Source organism: Parasulfuritortus cantonensis (genome assembly GCF_004337445.1).
GTDB classification, from domain to species: domain Bacteria; phylum Pseudomonadota; class Gammaproteobacteria; order Burkholderiales; family Thiobacillaceae; genus Parasulfuritortus; species Parasulfuritortus cantonensis.
Genome location: NZ_SJZB01000028.1, coordinates 1 through 23,215, shown reverse-complemented (window position 1 = coordinate 23,215; position 23,215 = coordinate 1). Strand labels below are relative to the sequence as shown.

Sequence of the window (23,215 nt, the reverse complement as noted above, 5' to 3'; positions counted from 1 at the left end):
GCCTGCTGCTCCTGGTGGTCACCACCGCCCTGGCGGTGTTCTACCGGGTGCGCTACCTGCAGCGCGAACTGGACCAGCGCGCCACCCGCGATTTCCTGACCGGCATGCCGAACCGGCGCCATTTCATGGAACTCGCCGAGCGCGAGTTCGTGCGCGCCGCCCGCCACGGCACCCCGCTGGCACTCGCCGTGGTCGACCTCGACCTGTTCAAGAACATCAACGACACCTACGGGCACGAGGTCGGCGACCAGGTCCTGAAACGCTTCTGCGCGGTCACCCGCCAGGCCCTGCGCCACCTCGACACGCTCGGCCGGGTGGGCGGCGAGGAGTTCGCCATCTTGCTGCCCGACACCCGCCTGGCCGCCGCGCGCGAGGTCGCCGAACGGGTGCGCCAGGCGGTCGAGGCCGCCGACCTGACCACGGCACGCGGGGAGCGCGTGGCCTTCACCGGCTCGTTCGGGCTCACCGCCTACCTGCCCGGCGATACCGACCTGACAGCCTTGTTCCGGCGTGCCGACGTTGCCCTCTACGAGGCCAAGGCGGGCGGCCGCAACGCGGTACGCGTCCAGGCCGACTGACTGGCGTGACGGCGGCAGGCCTGTGCTATATATTAGGACACCCTAATATATAGGAGTCGCGCATGACCGCCCCCGACAAGCAGGCCCTTGCCCAGGAAGCCTACGACAAGGCTCTGCAATATGAACTGGACTACGGCTGCTGCCCGCAGTGCGTGCTGGCCGCGGTCCAGGAGACGGTCGGCATCGTCGACGACAGCGTGATCAAGGCCGCCCACGGCCTCTCGGGCGGCGGCGGTCTGTCCGGCAAGGGCGCCTGCGGGGCGCTGACCGGCGGCCTGGTGGCGCTCTCCGCGAAGCGCGGGCGCGACCGCGACAAGCTCGACAAGGGCCGCTTCATCAACAACTTCAAGAAGGGCGACGAACTGGTCGCCCGTTTCCGGGCCGAGTTCGGCGGCGTCACTTGCGAGGAACTGCAGCAGCAGTTCACCGGCCGCACCTACGACATGTGGCAGGCCGACCAGTACCAGGCCTTCAGCGACGCCCGCGGCGACAAGTGCGCGCGCGCCACCGCCGCCGTGACCAAGTGGGTGGTCGAGATGCTCTGACCGGTGTCCGGCCGCCCGGGCCGGACGCGGCGCTGGCATCGCACGCCGGCGTGACCGACAATCCGGGGCTCGTCCCGCACGTTCAGGAAACTCCATGACCAAGCACATCGGCATCCTCACCTCCGGTGGCGACAGCCCCGGCCTCAACGCCGCCATCCGCGGCGTCGGCAAGGCGGCGCTCGACCGCAAGATGCACGTCCTCGGCTTCCGCGACGGCTTCCGCGGCCTGATGGAGAACCGCGCCGTCGAGCTCGACAGCGCCAACCTGTCCGGCATCCTCACGGTCGGCGGCACCATCCTGGGCACCAGCCGGGAAAAACCGCACAAGATGACGGTGGCCGGCAAGGTGCGCGACATGACCGACGCCATCGTCGCCAACTACCGCGCCAACCAACTCGACTGCCTGGTCTGCCTGGGCGGCGGCGGCACCCAGAAGAACGCCCTGCGCCTCAAGCAGGCCGGGCTCAACGTGGTGACCCTGCCCAAGACCATCGACAACGACGTCGCCGAGACCGACATCACCTTCGGCTTCGACACCGCCCTGGGCATCGCCACCGACGCCATCGACCGCCTGCACAGCACGGCGCACAGCCACCACCGCATCATCGTGGTCGAGATCATGGGCCACCGGGCCGGCTGGCTGGCCCTGGGCGCCGGCATCGCCGGCGGCGCCGACGTGGTCCTGGTCCCGGAGATCCCCTACCGCGTGGAAAGCGTCGCCGACGCGATCAAGAAGCGCAAGCGCGGCGGCAAGCCGTTCTCCATCGTCGCCGTCGCCGAAGGCGCGCTCACCGTCGCCGAGCACGAGGCCCTGCTGGCGGCACCGCCGGCGGCCAAGGGCAAGAAGTCCAAGGCCGGAATCGAGGTGCGCGAGATGGTCTATGCCGACCGCACCATCCAGCTCGCCCAGCAGTTGGAGGCCCTCACCGACCTGGAGGCCCGCATCACCATCCTGGGCCACCTGCAGCGCGGCGGCACGCCCTCGGCGGCCGACCGCATCCTGGCCACCCGGCTGGGTACCGCCGCCGTCGACCTGATCCAGGCCGGCCAGCACGGCGTCATGGTCGCCGCGCGCGGCGAGGCCACGGTGCCGGTCGCCCTGGAAGAAGTCGCCGGCCGGATCAAGACCGTGCCGGTCGACCACCCCTGGGTGACCAGCGCGCGCCAGGTCGGCACCAACTTCGGCGACTGAGGTGGCCGGCGCCGGCGCCGAGCTGCTCGCCCCGACGGGCAGCCTGGCCATGCTCGACACCGCCTTCGCCTACGGCGCCGACGCCGTCTACGCCGGCCAGCCGCGCTACTCGCTGCGCGTGCGCAACAACGACTTCGGCGATCTCGCGGTGCTCGGCGCCGGCATCCGGCGCGCCCACGCCCTCGGCCGGCCCTTCTACCTGGTCGCCAACATCTACCCGCACGGCGCCAAGCTGAAGACCTTCGTGCGCGACCTGGCGCCGGCCGTGGCGCTCGGCCCGGACGCCCTCATCATGTCCGACCCCGGCCTCATCATGCTGGCGCGCGAGACCTGGCCCGAACTGGCCATCCACCTCTCGGTGCAGGCCAACACGGTGAACTCGGCGGCGGTACGCTTCTGGCAGCGGGTCGGCATCCGCCGCGTCATCCTGTCGCGCGAACTGTCCCTGGACGAGATCGCCGGCATCCGCCAGGACTGCCCGGACATGGAGCTGGAGGTATTCGTGCACGGCGCCTTGTGCGTCGCCTACTCGGGCCGCTGCCTGCTGTCCGGCTACTTCAACCACCGCGACCCCAACCAGGGCACCTGCACCAACTCGTGCCGCTGGGAGTACAAGCTGAACGCGGCCCGGAGCGACGCCGCCGGCGACGTCTGGCTGCTCGAGGAGAACGAGCGCCGGCAGGGCAGCTACATGCCGATCGAAGAGGACGAGCACGGCACCTACATCCTCAACTCGCGCGACCTGCGCGCCATCGAGCACGTCCACCGGCTGGTCGAGATCGGCGTCGACTCGCTCAAGATCGAGGGCCGCACCAAGTCGCCCTACTACGTCGCCCGCGCCTGCCAGGCCTATCGCCAGGCGATCGACGACGCCCGTGCCGGCCGGCCGCTCGACCCCGGCCTGCTCGGCCGCCTGGCGGGCCTGGCCAACCGCGGCTATACGGACGGCTTCTTCCGCCGCCATACGCCGGCCGAGTACCAGAACTACCTGCGCGGCCACTCGGAGTCCGGCCGCAGCCTGTACGTCGGCGACCTGGTGGCCTGGGATGCGGCGCGCGGCCTGGTCGAATTCGAAGCCAAGAACAAGCTCCGTCTCGGCGACCGCATCGAGGTCATCCAGCCGGCCGGCATCCTCGATTGCACCCTGGAGCGGATCGAGAACGCCGCCGGCGAGCCCCTGGCGGAAGTCCCCGGCAACGGCCACCGGGCCTGGCTGGCGTTGCCGGCCGCGACGGTCGGCGCCTTCGTGGCGAAATTCGTCTGACGTTGCAAGTCGCCGGGCGTGGCTTATGATCCAGAAAAAGCCCGCTCAGGAATCACCTTGAGGCCCTGTCCCGCGTTTCCGCGCTTCGTCGCGACCCTATTCGTGGCCGTCGGACTCGCTGTATTCCCGCTTGTCTCGCCCGGGCTCACCGGCAAGACCGTGCCCTTCTCCTTCCGCGACATCGACGACCGCCCGGTGCGCCTGGCCGACTTCCGCGGCCAATGGCTGCTGGTCGCCTTCTGGGCGCCCTGGTGCCCCATGTGCAAGCTGGAGATGCCGGCCCTGAAGCAACTCGACGCCCGGCCCGACCTGAGCGTGCTCGGCGTCGGCCTGGATTACGACAGCCCGGACGCCCTGCGCGAGACCGCGAACCGCTTCGATCTGCCCTTCCGGATCGTCGCCGGCGGCTCCCGGCGCGCGCCCGACAGCCCGCACCGCCAGGTCGGCCCGGTCGACTACTTCCCGACCTCCTACCTGTACGACCCCAGCGGCGAGATCGTCATGTACATACCCGGCCAGGTCAACGTCAACAAAGTGGTCGCCTTCATGGCCGCCCACCCGGCCGGCGCCGCCGGCGCGACCGCCGCCGCGCCGGTCGCCCGCAACGACCGCCTGGCCGCCTTCCTGCGCGACCGCTACGGCGCCAAGGGCAGCCAAGCCTACGCCGACTGGCAGCGCCTGGTCGACCAGGCCGCCGGGGCCGGCGCCGCGGACAAGCTGGCCCGCGCCAACGACTTCTTCAACCGCCGCATGCTGCAGAGCACCGACCAGCGGGCCTGGGGCCAGGCCGACCACTGGGCCACCCTGGGCGAGTTCCTCGGCCGCGGCATGGGCGACGGCGAGGACTTCGCCATCGCCAAGTACTTCACCCTGCGCGCCATGGGCATACCCGCCGAGCAACTGCGCCTGGTCTACGTGAAGCTGCGCGGCGGCGGCGATCCCGTGCACATGGTGCTGGCCTATTTCGACCAGCCCGGCCGCGAGCCGGTGCTGCTCGACAACCGGGTCGCCGACATCCAGCCGGCCGGCCAGCGCAGCGACTTGCGGCCGGTCCTCAGTTTCAACGACGAAGGGGCCTGGGGCGACAGCCAGGACGTCCCCGAGGCGGCCGGCGGCCGCCTGCCGCTCTGGGACGACGTCCTCCGGCGCGCCCGCGACGAGGGCTTCCAATGACGACCATGCCGAGCAACCCCGTCTCCCTACGCCATCCCCGCGCCCCGACGCCCCGGCCGCCGCGTCGCCCGCCCAAGGAGTAGCGCCATGTCCATGTACCGCCAACTCTGGTTGTCCATCCTCGTGAGCGCTTTGCTCGCGCTGTCCGCCTGCCTGCTCGCCGCGTTGCTCAACGCCCGGGCCTACCTGGAGACGGAACTGGCGCGCAAGAACCACGACAACGCGGTCGCCCTGGCCCTCGCCCTCAACCGTGCCGACACCGACCCCGACGACGTGGTGGTGACCGCCACCGCCCTGTTCGACAGCGGTCATTACGAAATGGTCCGGATCACCGCCCCGGACGGCCGCGTCCTCGTCGACCGGGTCAGCCGCGACCCCGATGCCGGCGCCCCGGCCTGGTTCGTCGACTGGCTGCCCATCCGTTCCCTGCCCGGCAGCGCCCAGCTGAGCGGCGGCTGGACCCCGCTCGGCAGCGTCACCCTGATGAGCCGGACCCGGTTCGCCTACCGCTCGCTCTGGCGTACCGCCCTCACGATGACCGCGGCGATCGCCGTCACCGGCCTGCTCGGCGGCGTCCTGGTCAGCCTGGTGCTGCGGCGCATCCGGCGGCCCATGCAGGCGGTGGTCGAACAGGCCCGGGCGATCACCGAGCACCGCTTCGTCAGCATCCCGGAGCCCGAGGTGCCGGAATTCCGCCAGCTCGCCGCGGCCATGAACGCGACGGTCGGCCGCCTGCGCGAACAGTTCGCCGAGGACGCCCGGCGCTACGAGAACCTGCGCCGCGAGGCCAACTTCGACGCCCTCACCGGCCTGGCCAACCGCAATTTCTTCCTGGCCGCCCTGGACCAGGCCCTGGGCGCCGAGGACAGCCTGTTCGGCGCCCTCGCCATCATCCGCCTGCCGCATCTGGACCACGTCAACCGCGAGCTCGGGCGCGAGACGGCGGATGACATGCTGCGCCGGGTCGGGCGCGCCATCGGCGAACTCACGCCCTACTGCGCCGGCACCTACGCGGGCCGCCTCACCGGGGCCGATTTCGGGCTCATGCTGCCGGCCGGCTGCGACGCCGGCGCCCTGATGGACGAACTGATGACCAAGCTGCGCGAGGCGGTCGAGCCGGTCGGCGGCCGCCACGGCGAGGTCGACATCGGCCATGGCGGCTTCATGCCGGGCGAAAACCCGACCCGCCTGCTGGCGCGCGTCGACGCCGCCGTCGCCTGGGCCCAGTCGGCCGGCGGCAACCGGGTCTGCGAGGCCGCCACCGACGGTGACCCGAGCCTGCCGGTGAGCGCCAACGAATGGCGCGCCGCCCTGCGCTACGCCCTCCACGACGGCAACGCCCTCAAGCTGGTCCACCATGCCGTGCGCATCAACGGCGATCCGGCCACGCACCGGGAATGCCCGCTGCGCATCCGGGTCCGGGAGGACGGCGACTGGCTGCCCGCGCGCCGCTTCCTGCCCCTGGCCGAACGCCTGGGCGTGATCCCCGAACTCGACCTCGCCGCCCTCGCCCTGGCCCTGGACGAGCTGGACGCCGACGCCAGCGTGGCCGGCCTCTGGCTCAACCTGTCGGCCCGCTCGATCGCCGAGGCCGCCTTCCGGCGCCAGGCGGTCGATCTCCTGGAACGCCACCCGGACGCCCGCGAGCGGCTTTGGCTGGAGGTTCCCGAGTCGGGCGGCCTACACCGCCTGAGCGCCCTGCGCGACCTCGGGCGCCAGCTCAAGCCGCTCGGCTGCCACCTGGGACTGGAACATTACGGCCACCACTTCAACCAGGTCGGCCTGCTCTACGATCTCGGGCTCGATTTCCTCAAGGTCGACAGCGCCTTCGTCCAGGGCATCGACGGCAACCCGGGCAACCAGGCCTTCCTGAGCGGCCTGTGCGAGATCGCCCATCACATCGGCATGCGGGTGTACGCGGAAGGCGTGGAGAACGAGGCGGAACTGCGCAAACTGCTCGACCTCGGCTTCGACGGCGTCACCGGGGTGGCCGTGCGCGAAGTCTAGACGCGCGCCTGTTCCTCGGCGCCGAGCGTGCGCAACTGCTCCAGGCCGCGCTCGAAGTGGGACTCGGCGCGGTCGAGCGGATAGACCATGTAGGCGGGCATGGTGATGAGCGGGCTCTCGTGCACGCGCCAAAGCTGGCCGCGCTCGATCGCGTCGCGCGCCATGCGCAGGGGCAGGTAGGCCGAACCGCCATTGGTCTGGACCAGGTGCATGGCCAGCCAGCCGGCGTTGACGGCCCGCGCCGAGGTCGCCGTGGCCGGGTAGCGGGCGCCGAACTGGGCATGGAATTCCGGCCCCCAGTCGACGTGGATGTAGCCCGAATCCGGCCAGGGCCGCTCGGGATTGCGCGAGACCAGCACCATGTGCTCGTCGAACAGGCGCTCCACGGCCAGGCCGGGACGGCTTTCCGGGGTGTACATGACGCCGATGTCGATGGCGCCCTGGACCAGGCCCTGCATGATGCCGTCCTCGAAGCCGACCTCCAGGCGCAGCGAGATGCCCGGCACGTTGGTGCGCATCCAGTCGGCCCAGTTGGGCAGGAAGGTGTCCCAGAGGGCGATGCGCCCGCTCAGGGTCAAACCGCCGTTGAAGCCGCTCGGCAGGCTGACCTCGTGGCGGGCCTGCTCGAGGGTGCGCACCAGGGTCTTGGCGTGGCGCAGGAAGCGCTGGCCGGCCGGCGTCAGCTCGGCGCCCGTGCGGCTGCGCCGGAACAGGCGCGCGCCGATCTGGGCCTCCAGGGTCTGCACCCGGCTGCTGACCGTCGACTGGGTGACGCGCAGACGCTCGGCGGCACCGACAAAATTGCCGGCCGCTGCAACGGCGAGGAAGGTGCGCGCAAATTCGATATCCATAATATTATTTTATATTGATATTCTCAGCTTACACAGCCGTTCGTCCGGAACTTGCCACCGCGCAACGCCCGGAGATCCGTTGCCACCGCCACCTCCGGCCTCCGATCCGGGGGCAACGGAAACCTTTTTCCCCCGGCACGACTCTATCCGGCGTCTGACGCCGCGCGGCACCGGGCCCCCACCGCCGCCGCGGCCATCCCCATCGAGGCGTACGAGGAGAAGCCATGCAAGCCAAATTCGTCAACCGCGTCCTGCCCGCGCTCGGCCTGTTGGCCCTGGTCGCCGCGGGCTACAACTGGTGGACGGTCCGGCACGGCGCGCATGCCGCCGCGCCCGCCGTTCCGGCGCCGATCATCCAGGCCGTCGGCGGCCTGCCCGACTTCAGCGCCATCGCCCAGGCCTACGGCCCCAGCGTGGTCAACATCACCACCGCCAGTTCCGGCCACAACGCCCAGGCCGCCGACCTCGACCCGGACAACCCGGCGTTCGACTTCTTCCGCCGCTTCGGCATCCCGGTACCGCGCCAGGACGACGGCCCGCGCATGGCCGAGGGCTCCGGCTTCATCGTCAGCCCGGACGGCATCGTCCTGACCAACGCGCACGTGGTCGACGCCAGCGACGAGGTCACCGTCCGGCTCACCGACAAGCGCGAATTCAAGGCCAAGGTGATCGGCTACGACAAGCCAGCCGACGTCGCCGTGCTCAGGATCAACGCCAAGGGCCTGCCGGCCGTGCGCCTGGGCGACCCGGCCAAGCTGAACGTCGGCGAGTGGGTGCTCGCCATCGGTTCGCCGTTCGGCTTCGACAACTCGGTCACCGCCGGCATCGTCTCGGCCAAGGCGCGCGCCCTGCCCGACGAGAACTACGTCCCCTTCATCCAGACCGACGTGGCGGTCAACCCGGGCAACTCGGGCGGCCCCCTGTTCAACATGAAGGGCGAGGTGGTCGGCATCAACTCGCAGATATACAGCCGCTCGGGCGGCTACCAGGGACTGTCCTTCGCCATTCCGATCGACATCGCCATGAAGGTCGAGGAACAGATCGTCAAGCACGGCAAGGTGGTGCGCGGCCGCATCGGCGCCGCCATCCAGGACCTCAACCAGGACCTGGCCGACTCCTTCGGCCTGAAGAACGCCGACGGCGCCCTGGTGGCCTCGGTCGAGCACGCCAGCCCGGCCGAGCAGGCCGGCCTGCAGCCGGGCGACGTGGTCCTGGCGGTGAACGGCCGGCACCTCGGCTCGTCGCGCGAACTGCCGCCCCTGATCGCCGACCTGGCGCCGGGCAGCTCGGCGACCCTGGACGTCTGGCGCGACCACGCCAGCCGCCAGGTCACGGTCAAGATCGGCGAACTGAGCAGCCGCACCGAGGTCGCCGATGCCGGCAACGGCGAGCCGGGCCGGCTCGGCCTGGCGCTCCGCGAACTGGGCGCGACCGACCGGGCCCGCCTGCACACCGACGGCCGCCTGGCGGTGGTCGAGGCGAGCGGCGCTGCGGCGCGCGCCGGCCTGCAGGCCGGCGACATCATCCTGGCGGCGAACGGCACGCCGGTGCGCGACGTCGAGCAGTTGCGCCTGATGGCACGCAAGGCGGGCCGCCACATCGCCCTCCTGATCCAGCGCGACGACATGAAGATATTCGTGCCCGTCAACCTTGGCTGAGCGAGACGCGATGCCACGCCGCGCTGGCGAAGGCCTCAGTTCGCACATCCTGCCCACCTCGGCCAACCTGGTCGGGGCGTGCATGTGCGCGATCCCCCTGGTCAAGCTGCTGCCGCGCACCGGCTGGGCGAGCTGGATCGACGAGGTGCTCCTGGTCGCCAGCCTGCTGTTCATCACCAGCGCGACCTCGTCCTACGCCTCGATCCGCGTCGCGCGGCGCGCCGAACGCCTGGAGAACGCCGCTGAAACCCTCTTCCTGGCCGGCCTGGGCGCCGTCTTCCTGGCCCTGCTCGGGCTCGCCCTGAGCATGGCCTGAAGCGGGGCTATTCGGGGCCGAACCACTCCAGCGCGGGGGTCGGATCGTCGAACACGCGCAGTTCTCCGTCCACCAGCAGGCTGTTCAGCCAGGCCAGCCAGACCATCCACTCGTCGCCGGTCACCACGGCGATCTTGCGGAAGTCGTAGCGGTGCTCGCGGTTGAACTTGATCTCCTCCCAGACCACGTCGACCGTGTAGCCGACCATGTCGCGCAGGTCGAGCAGCAGGTTGACCCCGCCGGCCTTGAGGTGGTCGAGGATGTGCTGCTCGAACTCCTTGTAGTCGGACACCGTGAACTCACCGATGACGGAGATGCTGACCAGCTTGCCCTGGTCCTTGATGGCGATCATGTTGGCTCCTTCTTGTTCAATACCACCGCCCAGACACCGGCCGCGACGGTCAGGGCGATGCCCAACCAGGCGATGAAGGGCAGATCCTCATTCCAGATTAAACCATCCAGCAGGCTTCCGAACACCACCGTGCTGTAGGCCAGGCTGGCCACCACGACGGTGTCGCCGCGCCGGTAGGCGCGGGTCATGGCCAGTTGCCCGAAGGTGGCGAACAGGCCCATGGCGGCGAGCAGCCAGGCGTTGGCCAGGCTGGGCGCGTGCCAGCCGCTCAGGCCGGCGAACAGGCCGGCGCCCAGGCTGGAGACGGCGGCGAACCAGAACACCGTGCGCCACTCCGGCTCGCCCAGCTTGCCGAGCTGGCGCACGTGGACGTAGGCGAGCGCCGCCATGAAGCCGGAGAACAGGCCGGCCAGGCCGGCCTTCAGGTCGCCGGCGCCCTGCCAGGGCCGCAGCAGCAGGGCGACGCCCAGGAAGCCGAGGGCCACCGCCAGGTACTGCAGCGGGCGCGGCCGTTCGCCCAGCCACCAGGGCATGACCAGGGCGAGGAACAGCGGCGAGGTGTAGTTGAGGGTGATGGCGACCGACATGGGCAGCCGGGTGATGGCGTAGAAGAAGGTCGCCAGGGCGACGAAGCCGACCACGCCGCGGCGCAGGTGCATGGCCAGGTGGGCGCTGGCCAGGCCGCCCTCGGCGCGCCCCGCGACCGGCAGGCGCAGGAACACGTATATGAAGGCCAGGCCCAGGAGCGAGCGCCAGAACACCAGTTCGTGGCTGGAGAACTGGCCCGCGGCCAGCTTCACGAACACGCTCATGAGCGCGAAGCTGGCCCCGGCGGCCAGCATCCACAGGGCCCCCATCAGTCGGCGTCGGCGGGCAGCCTGGGCACCGGCTCGACCGGGCTCGGAGCGGCCAGATCCTTGTCCGTGGCCTTGAGGTCGCGGAACTTGCGCGCCGTGACCAGGACCCGGCTCTCCAGCGAGGCGACCGCCTTGTTGTAGGCCTCGGTGGCCTGGCCCAGGTTCTTGCCCACGCCGGCCCAGTGGCCGGCCAGGGTGGCCAGGCGCTCGTGCAACTCCTTGCCGAGGGCGGATATCTGGCGCGCGTTCTCGGCCAGGGCCTCCTGGCGCCAGCCATAGTAGACCGCCTTGAGCAGGGCCAGCAGGGTGGTCGGCGTGGCCAGGATGACGCGCTGCTCGGCGGCGTACTCGATCAGGGCCGGGTCGTGCTGCAGGGCGGCGCTGAAATAGGCCTCGCCGGGCAGGAACAGGACGACGAACTCGGGCGACGGCGCGAACTGCGCCCAGTAGGCCTTCGAGGACAGGCTGGCGATGTGTTCCTTGACGTGCCGGGCGAAGCGTTCGAAGGCCAGGTCGCGCTTGTGCTCGTCCTCGGCGGCGACCGCATCCATGAAGGCGTCGATCGGCGTCTTGACGTCGACCACCACGGTCTTGCCGGCCGGCAGCCGGACCAGCATGTCGGGGCGCTGGCGCCCGGCCTCGGTGTCGACGCTGGCCTGCTCGTCGAAGTCGCAATGCGCCTGCATGCCGGCCAGCTCGACCACCCGGCGCAACTGCACCTCGCCCCAGCGGCCGCGCACGTCGGGCCGGCGCAGGGCGTTGCCCAGGCTGCGGGTCTCCTTCTGCAGGGCCGACTGGGAATCGATGAGCTGCTTCACCTGTTCCGACAGCTGGGTGTAGGCGACCGCCCGCGCCTGTTCCAGGCCGACGGTCTGGCCTTCCAGCTTGGCCAGGGTCTCGGCAAGCGGCTTGACCAGGTTCTCGACCGCCTTGTTGCGCGCCTCCAGGTCGTTCCTGGCGCCCTCCTGGAACTTGCCCAGGCTCTCGCGGGCGAGGTCCAGGAAGGCCTGGTTGTTGCTCTTCAGGGCCTCGGCGGACAGGGCCCGGAAGGCGTCCAGCGACTGCGCCCGCATGTCCTCGAGCAGGCGGAGCTTCTCGGCCAGGGCGGCGCGCTCGGCCTCCAGTTCGGCCTCCAGCTGGGCGATGCGCACCCTGAGCTCGCCGCGCTCCGCCAGCCAGCGGCCGCGCAGCCAGAAGGCCAGGCCGGCGCCGGCGGCCAGGCCGGTGAACAGGGCGAACAGGATTTCCGTGGTCATGCGGTGCGGCGTCCGGGTGGCTCGAATCCCGGCATTATTCCACGAAGCCCGGGCGCCACGCCCGGCGCTATAATCGCGCCCCACGGCGCGGCCGGCCCCGGCCGCGTGCGACGTCACACGAGGAACCAAGGTGCCCGACCACCCGGAGTCCACTGCCCGCGCCGGCACGCCCGGCCGCTTCCTGTACAGCCTGCCCGGCGTCCTGACGGCGGTCGCCCTGTACGCCCTGGCGCACACCACCGCCCGCCTGCTGGCGTCCGGCAACCTGGGCGAGGACGACCCGCGCGAGAGCCTGCTCATCCAGGTCCTGGCGCCCGGCTACGAGGTCCGCCACGGCCCCCTCTACGACTGGGCGCTCTGGCTGCTCGAGCGCCTCCTGGGCACCGGCGTGCAGCCCTTCCTGGTGCTCAAGTACGGCCTCCTGGTGGCCATGGCCGGATTCCTGTTCGCCATCGCCCGCCGGGTCACCGGCAGCGCCATGTGGGCCTTCATGGCGGTCGACGCCATGGCCCTGGTGTACCAGATATTCTGGCGTTTCCACGAAAGCCTGAGCCACGTCATCGGCACCATGACCCTGGTCCTGGCCAGCCTGTGGGCCCTCTTCCGCCTGGTCGACCGCGGCCGGCCGCGCGACTACCTGGTGTTCGCCCTGCCGGTTGGCCTCGGCCTCCTCAGCGAGCACAGCTACGCGGTCTTCCTGTTCGCCCTGTTCGCCGCCGCGGCACTGCAGGCGGACGTGCGCCGGCGCGTCTACGCCCGGGCCATGCTGGCGGTGCCGGTGGTGGCCGCCCTGATCGCCTCGCCCTACGTCGCCTGGCTGTTCGGCGAGCCGGCGCGCCGGGCCGAGTTCCTGGCCAGCCTGACCGCCACCGACTTCGAGGCGCCGCCCGTGCTGCACGCCCTCGGCGATGCCATCGGCTTCCCGGTCCTGGTCCTGGCCCCGTACATATTCATCCTGCCGCTGGTCTTCCCCGGCGTGCTCCGCACCGTCTTCCGCGGCGCCTCGGCGGGTCCGGCGGCGGGTCCCGACTTCGGCCGCCTGCTCGGCCACCTGCTGCTCTTCGAACTGGCCTGGATGGTGCTGTTCGACGCCATCCTGTTCCCGCGTGCCGACTATGCCGTCCAGGGCCTGCTGCCCCTGTTCGTGCCGGCCCTGGCCTGGCTCACCGACCGGGCGCGCGCCTCGGCCCCCTCGGCGGGGCGCATCCGCCTGTTCGTCGCCATCATGCTCGCGCTCACCGTGGTTGCCTTCGCGGTGCGCGCCGCCAACATGTACGTGCTCGACCCGGTCTGCTCGAAGTGCCGCTGGGGCGTGCCCTACGGCGAGCTGGCCCAGGCCATGCGCGGCGCCGGCTTCCGCGCCGGCACCGTGGTGATCGAGGACGAGGAACTGGGTGGCAACCTGCGCCGCTTCTTCCCGCACGCCCGTTTCCTGGTGCCCGGCCGCGGCATCCCGGCGCCGGCCGGCCGCCCGGGCGGCCAGACCGCCCTGGTCTGGGACGTCCGGCCGGGGCATCCGGAGGCGCCCGCGGCGCTCCGCGCCTACCTGCCCGGCGACGCCGTGGCGACGCCGGTCGAGGTGCCCTGGCACCACCTTTGGAAGCCGACCGGCTACCGTAGCTCGCGCTGGGCGATGGTGATCCTCGACCCCGCCCCGGCGGCCGTTCAGGGCAGCGCGAGCCAGTAGATCCGGTGGCCGGCCGTGGCCATGTGCAGGAGCGGCCGCTCGACCACCTGCGGCTGGCGCCCCGGGAACGCCACGGCATACTCCGTCCAGGCCCGGTCGCCGCGGTCGTGGCCGCCGTTGTCGGCCAGGAACCAGACCGTCCGGCCACGGTATTCGGCCAATGCCGCGCGCAACCCGTCGGGCGACCAGACCACGCCGACCCGGCTGTCCGGGAAGGCCAGGCGCATGTTGCCGGCGAGCAGCTCGTTGCTGGCCAGGATGACGTCCGGGCGGCCGGCCTCGGCGCGCAGGGCGGCGGCCAACTCGGCGTAGGGCAGGTTGCGGCGCGACGCCTTGTCGTGCAGCGAGGCCCAGAGCGCCTGGCCCGGCAGCAGCACGGCCACGGCCAGGGCGATGGCGCCGGCCAGGCCCAGGAACACCCGGGCGTGCGCCACCGTCATGGCCGCGAGCAGCGGCACGAAGAAGAACAGCGGCTGCATCCAGCGGTCCTTGACGTGGGTGGCGCCGGTGACCAGGACGAAGGCCATCAGGAGGCCGAGCATGACCAGCGCCAGGCGGACCAGCAGGCCGGTATGGGCGCCGTCCAGCGCCGCCGGGCGCCCGCCGGCGCGCCGCCAGCTGAGCGCGTAGGCCAGGATCAGCGGGCCCAGGAAGGCGAGCACCGCGTACAGCACCGAGACGGCGCCGGCCGGCGCGAAGCCGCCCGCCATCTTGAACTTGGCACTGCTCGCGGTGGCCGCGCCGGCATGGCCGGCGAACCAGGCCAGGTGCGGCGCCAGCACCAGCAGGGCGACCGCGACGGCGAGCAGGAGGCGGGGCGTCAGCAGGCGCCGCCGGTAGGCCGGGGTCAGGAGCGCGGCACCGATCAGGGCGAGGACGAAAAAGCCGAAGTTGTACTTGCTCAGCACGCCGAGACCGACCAGCACGCCGAGCAGGACGTGGTTGGCCAGCGAGGGCGCCCGGTAGAGCCGGAACAGGGCCCACAGGGTCCAGACCGCGCACACCGTGGCGAGCACGCTGTGGGTGAGGTCGCGCTGCGATTCCCAGACGAACTGCGGGATCAGGGCCAGGCCGGCGACCGCGAGCAGGCGCGCGCGCGCATCCAGGCCGATCTCCCGGGCGGCCTGCAGCATGCCCGCCACGAGCAGGCCGAGCAGGGCCACCTTGACCGCGTAGAGGACCGCCAGGCTGGGGCCGGTGAGCGCGAACAGCAGGTTGACCAGCCAGGAATACAGGGGCGGCTGCGGCCCGTAGCCCCAGCTCAGGTCCTGGCTCAGGACCAGCTGCTGGGCCTGGTCCAGTTCCGCGGTGGGCGAGACCAGGCACTGGCTGAGCGCGTTGACCGCGAAGTAGGCGAGCGCGCCCAGGCCCAGCCAGAGGTCTTGCCCGCCGCGCGCGGGTGAGGTCGGAATCGCATGCATGGGGTTCCCCGACGGGTAGGCGCACAAGGGCGCCATGATACCCGCCCGGACGCCGTTCAGCCGCCCGCCAGCAGCGCGCGCAGCAGGCCGAAGGCGGCGCAGGCGCCGATCACCGGGACGACGTCGACCCGGTAGCGCCAGAGCGCCACCAGGGCGGCTCCCGCGAGCGCCGCCGAGGTCCAGTCGAAGGCGCCGGCGAACGGCTCGGCCGCGCTTCCGGCCGGCCAGAAGGCGTGGCGGGCGAAGAACACCGCCAGGTTGACGATGACCCCGACCACGGCGGCGGTGATGGCGGTGAGCGGGGCACCCAGCTTGATGTCGTCCCGGCTCGCCTCGACCAGGGGCCCGCCGGCCAGGATGAACAGGAACGAAGGCAGGAAGGTGAAGAAGGTCGCGACCGCCGCCCCGGCCAGGCCGGCGCCCAGGTAGCCGACCCAGGTCACCACCATGATCAGCGGCCCCGGCGTGGTCTCGCCCAGGGCCAGACCGTCCATCATCTGGGCGCCGGTGAGCCAGCCGAACTGCTCGACCGCGCCCTGGTACACGTAGGGCAGCACCGCGTAGGCGCCGCCGATGGTGAGGAAGGCGGCCTTGGTGAAGAAGGCCGCCATGGCCGCCAGGGGGGCCTGGCCGGCCACCGTCGCCAGGGCGGCGAGCCAGAGCACGACCCCGGCCGCCAGCACGGCGAGCAGCCGGGACCAGGCGAAGTGGGCGTGCGGCGGCGGCGGGGTGTCGTCGTCGATCAGGGCCGGGCCGTAGCCACGCCCGGCGCCGCCATGGCCGCCGCCGGTGCGGAAGCGGTCCGGCGCCAGGCGGCCGCCCAGGGCGCCGAGGAGGCCGGCGCCGAGGACGATCCAGGGAAAGCCGATGTCGAGGAAGAAGATGCCGACGAAGGCCAGGCCGGCGATGCCGTACAGCGGCGCGCTGCGGAGTGCCCGGCTGCCGATGCGCCAGGCCGCGTACAGGACCACGGCCACCACCGCCGGCTTGATGCCCTGGAACAGGGCGAGGACCAGCGGCAGGTCGCCGTAGGCGAGGTAGAGCGCCGCCAGCCCCGAGAGCAGGGCGAAGGCGGGCAGGAAGAACAGCACGCCGGCGGCCACGGCGCCGGCCAGGCCGTGCAGCAGCCAGCCGATGTAGATGGCCAGCTGGATGGCCTCGGGGCCGGGCAGCAGCATGCAGTAGTTGAGCGCGTGCAGGAAACGCCGCTCGCTGATCCAGCGCCGCCGCTCGACCAGCTCCCGGTGCATCATGGCGATCTGCCCGGCCGGGCCGCCGAAGCTCACGAAACCGAGCTTGAGCCAGTACGGCAGGGCCTGGGCGAGGCTGGGCCGGGCCGGCCGCCCGGGGTCGCTCACGCACCCTCCCGGGGCGAGGAGTAGAGGTAGTCGAAGGCCCCGGTGGCGGCCTCGAGCAGGGCATCGTCGTCGGCGACCATGGCGTGCATGCCGCCCAGCAGGGCCTCCAGGCCGGCCGATTCCGGCACCGGCAGGCCGCCGACGTCGAGGTAATGGACCATGCCGGCGACGCGCGCCAGGCCGGGGTCGGCATCCAGACCGAAGCTCGCCAGCAGCGTCTCGAAGGTGACCCGTTCGCCGACGTGGCCGAACTCGGCGCCCTCGAAGTCGAAGCCGACCGCGCCGGGCGGGCAGTCGGCCGGCTCGTCGAGCCAGATGAAGCGGGCGTCCGGGTCGATGAAGCGGCGGATCAGCCAGGCCGAGGCCAGACGGTCCACCCAGGGCCGCTTGCGGGTCGCCCACAGCCGGCGCCGATATTCCAGCGCGAGATGGTGGACGACGGCGCCGGTCCCGGCGGCCGGCTCGCCCGGCTGCAGGCGGGCGCGCACGTCGGCGTCCAGGCGGTCCAGCTGGGCGGCCGCGTCGAGGCGCGCCTGGCCGGGGTAGAAATCGATCGCCGCCAGGGCGTCGAAAATCTTGCGCAGCTTCCTGGCCCGGCGCGCCAGATCGGCCTCGGCCAGACGGTCGATGGCGGTCCGGCAGGCCGCGATCTCGACCGCCAGGCGGCCGTACTCCGGGGTCCGGTCGAACAGGCCGGTGAAGTCGGCCCCGCCCGCCTCGAGCAGCCAAGCCGTGCCGCCCGAGGCGTCGACGTCGGCGGCCACCGCGGCCAGGGCGGCGCGGTGCGCCGGGCCGGCCGGCAGCACGTAGACGCCGTCGCGCAGGACGGCGGCACCGGCCCCCTTGAGGGCGCGCCAGGCCCGCATCCGGGCCGACGCGTTGCGGGTGGGTAGCGTGAGAATAAGTAACATCCATGACATGGTGTAGAGAACACTACACAGAACCTTTATCAAGGACAAGCCAACACGCGGAAAAATTTCGACTCCGCCCTGATCGGACTGAGGTACATTGGCGCAGCGGCCCCAAGACCGCGCGAGGAGACGGGATGTTCAAATATTTGCTGTGGCTGTTCGCGGTCATGCCATCCTGCGTGATCGCCGCCCAGTCCAAGGTCATCACGGATATTGGCCTCTCCGGCGTCAGCATCCGGGCCATCACCGCGGTGAACGCCGACCGGCGCGTACTTTGGGACACCTTGACCGACTACAACCGCCTGGCGGCCTTCGTGCCGGGCATGACCCTCTCGCGCCAGATCTCGCCGGCCAACGCGCGCACCAAGCAGGTCGAGCAGCGGGGCGAAGGCGGCCTGCTGGCGATGGTCCTGCCCGACCACGTGATCATGGAACTCGACGAGCAGCCCTACAGCCGCATCGGATTCCGCTCGGTTTCCGGCGGCCTGTCCTCCATGCAGGGCGAGTGGGTCATCCTGGGCGAACAGGCGCCGGTCACGCTGGGCTACCGCGCCCGCGTCGTCACGGCCCTGCCGCCGCCCCCCGTGCTGACCGAGGACTACATCCGCGAGGAGATCCGCCTGCGCATGGAAGCCGTCGCCCGCGAGGCGGAGCGGCGCATGCGCCTGGGACGCTGAGGCATGCGCCTGTCGTTGCTCCTACCCCTCGCCAACCTGGCGACCCGCCATGCGCGCACCCTGGTCGCCCTGGCCGGGTTGTGGCTGCTGGCCTGCGCCCTGTTCTGCTTCGACATCGAGCGCCGGCTCACCCTGGACCCCGGCTGGGACGCGCCCGACAGCGGCTCCGCGCTGGCCGCCGCGCACATGCGCGACGAACTGGGCCGCAACGAGACCCCGGTCGTGGTCCTGTTCAGCCCGCGTCCGGGCGGCCCCGGCGAGGTCGACGCGGCCGATTACCGCCAGGCCGTGGACGATGCCCTGACGCCGCTGTACGGCAACCCCGACATCGGCAGCCTGCACACCTACTACACCACCGGCAACCCGGCCCTGCGCTCGCGCGACGGCACCATGACCTACGCCATCGTCAACCTGAAGCGCGGCCATGACGAAGGGGTCGCCGCCTACCAGCACCTGCGCGCCAGCCTGGCCAGCGACCGCCTCGACATCCGCCTGGGCGGCGAACTGGCCGTCTACGTCGACGTGCGCGAGCAGCTCGACCACGACCTCAAGCTGGCCGAGACGATCAGCTTCGTCCTGCTGGCCGGCCTCCTGGTCTGGGTGTTCCGTTCCGGGGTCGCGGCCGTGCTGCCGCTGATCGTCGGCGCGGTCACCATCGTCACCAGCGTCGCCTGCCTGAAGCTGGCCACCTGGGTCACCGACATCAACGTCTACGCCCCCAACGTGGTTTCCATGCTCGGCCTCGGCCTGGCGGTCGACTACAGCCTGTTCATGGTCTCGCGCTTCCGCGAGGAACTAGCGCTCGACCAGGCGACCGACCTGGCCCTGCGCACCACCATGCTGACCGCGGGCCGCACGCTGGTGTTCAGCGGCGTGACCGTCGCGGCCAGCCTGTTCTGCCTGTTCCTGCTGCCCCAGCGTTTCTTCCACAACATGGGCCTGGCCGGCGGCATCTCGGTGGCCTCGGCCATGCTGACCACGATCGTGCTGCTGCCCGCCCTGCTCGCCATCCTGGGCCGGCGCGTCAACCGCCTGGTGCCGCCCTTCCTGGCCAGGCGGCCGCCCGACACCGGCGAGACCGGCAACTGGTACCGCTTCAGCCACTTCGTCATGCGCCACGCCCGCAGCGTGCTCCTGGTCTCGCTGGCGATCCTGCTGGTGATGGGCCTGCCGGTGAAGGACATGAAGGTGGGCCCGGCCGACAGCCGTTCGCTGCCGCTGACGGCCGAGAGCCGCCAGGTCCAGCAGAACCTCGAGAACCATTTCCCGACCAGCGAGGTGGCCCCCATCGTGGTGGTCGTGCACAGCCGCGACGTCCTCACCGCGCCCGCCAGCCTGTCGGCCCTGTACCAGCTGTCCGACGCCATCGCCGGCCTGCCCGGCGTTACCCGGGTGGCCGGTCTGATGAGCCTGGATCCCGGCTTCTCGCTGGCCGACTACCAGATGCTCTACCAGCACCCGGACCAGTTCCCGCAGGCTGCCGCCGCCCTGGACGAATTCAGCCGCGACCGCACCACCCTGATGTACGTCCATTTCAAGCAGGACCCGACCTCGCCCGAGGCCCGCGCGCTGGTCGCCGCCATCCGGGCCCTGGCACGCCCGCCCGCCCTGGCCAAGGTCCATGTCGGCGGCTTCCCGGCCTTCCATCTCGACTACCTGGACACCCTGGGTCACCACGTCCCGATCGTCCTGGCCGCCATCGTCGGGGTGATCTTCGTGCTTCTGTTCCTGATGCTGGGCAGCCTGCTGGTGCCGCTCAAGGTGGTGCTGACCAACCTGCTTTCGCTGTCGGCCACCTTCGGCGCCCTGGTCTGGATCATCCAGGAAGGCCATCTGTCCGGCCTCCTAGGCTTCACTCCGCAGGGCGCCCTGGACGGCACCATCCTGGTCCTGATCTTCGCCAGCGCCTTCGGCCTGTCGATCGACTACGAGGTGTTCCTGCTCTCGCGGGTCAAGGAGATGTGCGACCTGACCAAGGGTGACAGCCTGAAATCGGTCTCCACCGGCATGCAGCGCAGCGGCCCCATCATCACCAACGCCGCCTTGCTGATCGGCGTCGTGCTGGGCGCCTTCGCCATGGGCCAGGTGGTGTTCATCAAGGCCATCGGCCTCGGCCTCCTGCTCTCGGTGCTGGTCGACGCCACCCTGGTGCGCATGCTCCTGGTGCCGGCCACCCTGCGCCTGATGGGCTGGCTGAACTGGTGGGCGCCGAAGCCGCTGATGCGGGTATACCAACGCCTGAACCTGGGCGAGATCGAAACGGATTTCCGGAGCAAGCAAGAATGACACATCGAGGCACCGGCCTTCTCCTGTTGGCATTGGCCCTCTGGCCGGCGTTCGGCGAGGCCGACCTGACCCTGTCCGGATACAGCGCCGCGGGCGCCTTCGGCATGCCCTTGTCGAGCCAGGAGCACATCTACATCCACGACACCCTGATCCGGCGCGACTACGTCGACCGCGGCCGCTACTTCAGCCACCTGTTCGACCTGGCCAAGCACCGGGTCGCGGTGATCGACCACGCCGCCCGGCAGATCGAGATGCACGACCTGAACAATCTCCAGGCCACCGCCGAGGTCAGCGCACCGGCCGCCGGCATGAAGCTGGCCATGGAGCGCACCGGCCAGACGCGGCCGCTGCGGACCTGGAACTGCGAGGCCTACCGCCTGACCGCCAGCATCCCGGCCCGGTTGGGCAACGAGGAGACGGTCTTCCACCTCAACGGCCTGGTCTGGGTGGCCAGCAACGTAGCCGAGCAGGCCGAGGTCAAGGGCCTGGTCAAGCTGGCCCGGCAGCCCGACTTCTTCCTCGGCATCCCGGCCGTCGCCAAGGTCACCCCGGCGCAATCGCAACTGTTCAGCGAGATCATCCGCTCGCTGGCGCCCAAGGGCCTGCCGTGCGCCTGCGAGCTGGAGGCCAGCTACGAGGGCAACGGGCCCATGGCCAACCTGGCTAGGAAGATGCCGACCCGCCTGAACATCGCCTTCCAGGACTTCACCGGCGCGGCGCTCAAGCCGGAGCTGTTCAACCTCCCGGCGGGCTATTCGGTCCGCCCCTGAGCCCCCCGCTCAGCGTCCCGGCCGGGCCTTGTAGAAGCGCATCGGCGTAGTCTTCAACTCCTTGGCGCGCTGGTTCTGCACCGCGCGTTTCAGCTTGCCCATGACGTGCATCTCGCAGGCCTTGCAGTCGAAGCGCAGGGTCAGCTTGTCGTCGCCGCTGACCAGGCTGAGCGGCTCTGCCTTGATGGTGCCGTGCACCCCGGTCACGCCCTGGGTCTGGCGCGGGCACAGGCTGAGCGAATAGCGCACGCAGTGCTTGGTGATCATGAGCGAGACCTCGCCCTCCTCCTCGTGGCTCTCGTAGGCGGCGGCGATCAGCTTGACGCCGTGGCGGGCGTAGAAGTCGCGCGCCTTGCCGTTGTAGACGTTGGCCAGGTAGGACAGGCTGTCCTCGGGGTAGACGGCCGGCCGCTCCGGTGCCCTGGGCAGGCGCTCCAGACCGGCGGCGCGCACCGCCTCCAGGGCGGCGACGGCCTCGCGGCGCAGCTGGTTCGCCGCCGACGCGGGCACGAACCAGGGCTGCGCGAGGTCGAGGACGATCCCGGTCGGCTCGAATATCGTGGTGCCCAGCTTGGCCAGGTTGTCGCGCAGGCCGGCCTCGGCGCGGGCGGCGTCCTTGGCCGGCTCCTTGGCCAGGAAGGCGCTGGCGCCGGCGGCAAAGCCGTCGGCGTCGATCAGGGTGAGGGCCAGGCCGTCGGGGGTGTCGGCCAGGTGCAGGTGGACGCCGATGCGGCGCTCGGCCGACTTCCTGTCCAGCACGCGCTGCCAGCTCTGGTCGCGGTTGCGGTTGATCTCGGTGCCCGGGCGCAGGTCCTTGAGGTCGGCGACGCGGTCCTTGGGGCGGACCCGCCAACGCTTGCCGCCCAGAGGCTCGGCCTCGTTGATGGCCAGTCCGGTCAGCTCCTTCTGCAGGTCGTAGTAGCAGAGGCCGTCGCCGTTGTTCAGGCTGACCTCGGTCTCGATCTCGACCCAGTCGGGGCCGACCCGGGTCGCCCAGCCGATCGGCCGGCCCGGGTTCTTGGGACTGTCGAACGCGCCGATGTCCTGCTTGCGCCCCTGCACGAAATAGTCGGTGGCGCCGCGGTTGAAGTTGAGTTCCGGGTCGGGCGTGAAGGTGCAGGTGCAGCGGCCGCTGGAGGCCGGCGCCAGGTCTGGCCGGCGTTCCAGTATCTCGTCGAGCAGCCGGCGGTAGTGGGCGGTGACGTTCTTCACGTAGCCCATGTCCTTGTAGCGGCCCTCGATCTTGAAGCTGCGGATGCCGACGTCGACCAGGGCGTCCAGGTTGTCGCTCTGGTTGTTGTCCTTGAGCGAGAGGACGTGCTTGTCGTGGGCGACGATGCGGCCCTTGGCGTCGGTGACCTGGTAGGGCAGGCGGCAGGCCTGGCTGCAGTCGCCCCGGTTGGCGCTGCGCCCGGTCTGGGCGTGGCTGATGTAGCACTGGCCGCTGTAGGCGACGCAGAGGGCGCCGTGCACGAAGAACTCCAGCGCCGCCGTCGTCGCGGCGCGTATCGCGGCGATCTCGTCCAGGCTCAGTTCGCGCGCCAGGACCAGTTGCGAGAAGCCGGCCGCCTCCAGGAAGGCCGCCTTCTCGGGCGTGCGGATGTCGCACTGGGTGCTGGCGTGCAGCTGGATGGGCGGCAGGTCGAGCTCCAGCAGGCCCATGTCCTGGATGATCAGGGCGTCGACGCCGGCGTCCCAGAACTGCCAGGCCAGCGCGCGCGCGCCGTCCAGCTCGTCGTCGCGCAGGATGGTGTTGAGAGTGGCGTAGATGCGGGCGTGGTAGCGGTGCGCGTGTTCGACCAGGCGGGCGATCTCGGCGACGCTGTTGTCGGCGTTGCTGCGCGCCCCGAACGAGGGCCCGCCGATGTAGACGGCGTCGGCACCGTGGTTGACCGCCTCGATGCCGATGGCGACGTCGCGGGCGGGGGCGAGCAGTTCGAGCTGGTGGGCGAGCATGGTCGGTCCGGGCAGGCGGTCAGCCCTCGCCCTGCAGCATGGCGACGATCTGGCGCTCGCCCTGGCCGCCCAGCTTGACCCGGCGGATCTCGCCGTCCAC

Annotated in this window: 20 protein-coding genes; 12 read left to right on the top strand and 8 right to left on the bottom strand. The window is 71.1% G+C overall.

Features of this window, described 5'->3' with window-relative positions; genetic code table 11:
* The 6 genes from EZJ19_RS07545 to EZJ19_RS07520 all read left to right on the top strand — a co-directional run.
* Window positions 1-578 (top strand): GGDEF domain-containing protein (locus EZJ19_RS07545; RefSeq protein ID WP_165873510.1); only part of this gene is annotated, 578 nt, incomplete at its 5' end.
* Between the two features lie 62 nt (window positions 579-640).
* Window positions 641-1,123 carry a C-GCAxxG-C-C family protein gene (locus EZJ19_RS07540; RefSeq protein WP_131446225.1) on the top strand — a complete coding sequence of 161 codons (483 nt, stop codon included), beginning with the start codon at window positions 641-643 and terminating at the stop codon, window positions 1,121-1,123.
* A 94-nt stretch (window positions 1,124-1,217) separates the two neighbouring features.
* Complete coding sequence (locus tag EZJ19_RS07535) at window positions 1,218-2,315, top strand: 6-phosphofructokinase (RefSeq protein WP_131446223.1); 1,098 nt, start codon at window positions 1,218-1,220, stop codon at window positions 2,313-2,315.
* Between the two features lie 49 nt (window positions 2,316-2,364).
* On the top strand, window positions 2,365-3,579 hold the full coding sequence (locus EZJ19_RS07530) for a peptidase U32 family protein (protein WP_131446231.1): 1,215 nt from the start codon (window positions 2,365-2,367) through the stop codon (window positions 3,577-3,579).
* A 102-nt stretch (window positions 3,580-3,681) separates the two neighbouring features.
* A complete protein-coding gene (locus EZJ19_RS07525) occupies window positions 3,682-4,752 on the top strand; it encodes a redoxin domain-containing protein (RefSeq protein WP_165873509.1) in 1,071 nt (356 codons plus the stop codon).
* An 87-nt stretch (window positions 4,753-4,839) separates the two neighbouring features.
* Window positions 4,840-6,759: an EAL domain-containing protein gene (locus tag EZJ19_RS07520; protein ID WP_131446219.1), complete on the top strand. Its 1,920-nt coding sequence runs from the start codon at window positions 4,840-4,842 to the stop codon at window positions 6,757-6,759.
* On the opposite strand, the gene EZJ19_RS07515 is transcribed toward EZJ19_RS07520, so the two are convergent.
* Window positions 6,756-7,610, bottom strand: a complete 855-nt coding sequence (locus EZJ19_RS07515; RefSeq protein ID WP_131446217.1) for a LysR family transcriptional regulator — start codon at window positions 7,608-7,610, stop codon at window positions 6,756-6,758. The genes EZJ19_RS07520 and EZJ19_RS07515 overlap by 4 nt on opposite strands.
* A 224-nt stretch (window positions 7,611-7,834) precedes the next feature.
* Here EZJ19_RS07515 and EZJ19_RS07510 point away from each other — a divergent pair, with 224 nt between their 5' ends.
* Both EZJ19_RS07510 and EZJ19_RS07505 read left to right on the top strand, forming a co-directional pair.
* Window positions 7,835-9,268, top strand: coding sequence for a DegQ family serine endoprotease (locus tag EZJ19_RS07510; protein WP_131446215.1), 1,434 nt, complete (start codon window positions 7,835-7,837; stop codon window positions 9,266-9,268).
* A gap of 10 nt (window positions 9,269-9,278) precedes the next feature.
* Window positions 9,279-9,584 (top strand): hypothetical protein, encoded by a 306-nt coding sequence (locus tag EZJ19_RS07505; RefSeq protein ID WP_131446213.1) that lies wholly within the window; start codon window positions 9,279-9,281, stop codon window positions 9,582-9,584.
* 7 nt (window positions 9,585-9,591) lie between these two features.
* Here EZJ19_RS07505 and EZJ19_RS07500 read toward each other — a convergent pair whose 3' ends face one another.
* The 3 genes from EZJ19_RS07500 to EZJ19_RS07490 are packed head-to-tail and all read right to left on the bottom strand — an operon-like array spanning window position 9,592 to window position 12,049.
* A complete protein-coding gene (locus EZJ19_RS07500) occupies window positions 9,592-9,936 on the bottom strand; it encodes a SpoIIAA family protein (protein WP_131446211.1) in 345 nt (114 codons plus the stop codon).
* Window positions 9,933-10,793 (bottom strand): DMT family transporter, encoded by an 861-nt coding sequence (locus tag EZJ19_RS07495; protein ID WP_240754697.1) that lies wholly within the window; start codon window positions 10,791-10,793, stop codon window positions 9,933-9,935. Before EZJ19_RS07495 ends, EZJ19_RS07500 begins: the two co-directional genes overlap by 4 nt.
* Window positions 10,793-12,049: a DNA recombination protein RmuC gene (locus tag EZJ19_RS07490; protein ID WP_131446209.1), complete on the bottom strand. Its 1,257-nt coding sequence runs from the start codon at window positions 12,047-12,049 to the stop codon at window positions 10,793-10,795. Before EZJ19_RS07490 ends, EZJ19_RS07495 begins: the two co-directional genes overlap by 1 nt.
* 130 nt (window positions 12,050-12,179) lie before the next feature.
* Here EZJ19_RS07490 and EZJ19_RS07485 point away from each other — a divergent pair, with 130 nt between their 5' ends.
* Window positions 12,180-13,736, top strand: coding sequence for a glycosyltransferase family 39 protein (locus tag EZJ19_RS07485; protein ID WP_131446207.1), 1,557 nt, complete (start codon window positions 12,180-12,182; stop codon window positions 13,734-13,736).
* Here the strand turns inward: EZJ19_RS07485 and EZJ19_RS07480 are convergent.
* Genes EZJ19_RS07480 through EZJ19_RS07470 form a run of 3 tightly spaced genes read right to left on the bottom strand, consistent with a single transcriptional unit; the run spans window position 13,715 to window position 17,426 of the window.
* Entirely contained in the window at window positions 13,715-15,157 is a 1,443-nt protein-coding gene (locus EZJ19_RS07480; RefSeq protein WP_165873508.1) for a glycosyltransferase family 39 protein, read from the bottom strand. The two genes, EZJ19_RS07485 and EZJ19_RS07480, sit on opposite strands and share 22 nt — an antisense overlap.
* A gap of 56 nt (window positions 15,158-15,213) precedes the next feature.
* Window positions 15,214-16,515, bottom strand: a complete 1,302-nt coding sequence (chrA, locus tag EZJ19_RS07475; protein WP_131446203.1) for a chromate efflux transporter — start codon at window positions 16,513-16,515, stop codon at window positions 15,214-15,216.
* Window positions 16,512-17,426: a chromate resistance protein ChrB domain-containing protein gene (locus EZJ19_RS07470; protein WP_206199363.1), complete on the bottom strand. Its 915-nt coding sequence runs from the start codon at window positions 17,424-17,426 to the stop codon at window positions 16,512-16,514. Before EZJ19_RS07470 ends, chrA begins: the two co-directional genes overlap by 4 nt.
* Window positions 17,427-17,560: 134 nt before the next feature.
* Between EZJ19_RS07470 and EZJ19_RS07465 the strand changes: the two genes are divergently transcribed.
* Genes EZJ19_RS07465 through EZJ19_RS07455 form a run of 3 tightly spaced genes read left to right on the top strand, consistent with a single transcriptional unit; the run spans window position 17,561 to window position 21,159 of the window.
* A complete protein-coding gene (locus tag EZJ19_RS07465) occupies window positions 17,561-18,103 on the top strand; it encodes an SRPBCC family protein (RefSeq protein WP_165873507.1) in 543 nt (180 codons plus the stop codon).
* A gap of 3 nt (window positions 18,104-18,106) precedes the next feature.
* Window positions 18,107-20,389 (top strand): MMPL family transporter, encoded by a 2,283-nt coding sequence (locus EZJ19_RS07460; RefSeq protein ID WP_131446197.1) that lies wholly within the window; start codon window positions 18,107-18,109, stop codon window positions 20,387-20,389.
* Entirely contained in the window at window positions 20,386-21,159 is a 774-nt protein-coding gene (locus EZJ19_RS07455) for a hypothetical protein (RefSeq protein ID WP_131446195.1), read from the top strand. Before EZJ19_RS07460 ends, EZJ19_RS07455 begins: the two co-directional genes overlap by 4 nt.
* 9 nt (window positions 21,160-21,168) lie before the next feature.
* On the opposite strand, the gene EZJ19_RS07450 is transcribed toward EZJ19_RS07455, so the two are convergent.
* A complete protein-coding gene (locus tag EZJ19_RS07450; protein ID WP_131446193.1) occupies window positions 21,169-23,115 on the bottom strand; it encodes a peptidase U32 family protein in 1,947 nt (648 codons plus the stop codon).
* Between the last annotated feature and the right edge of the window lie 100 nt (window positions 23,116-23,215).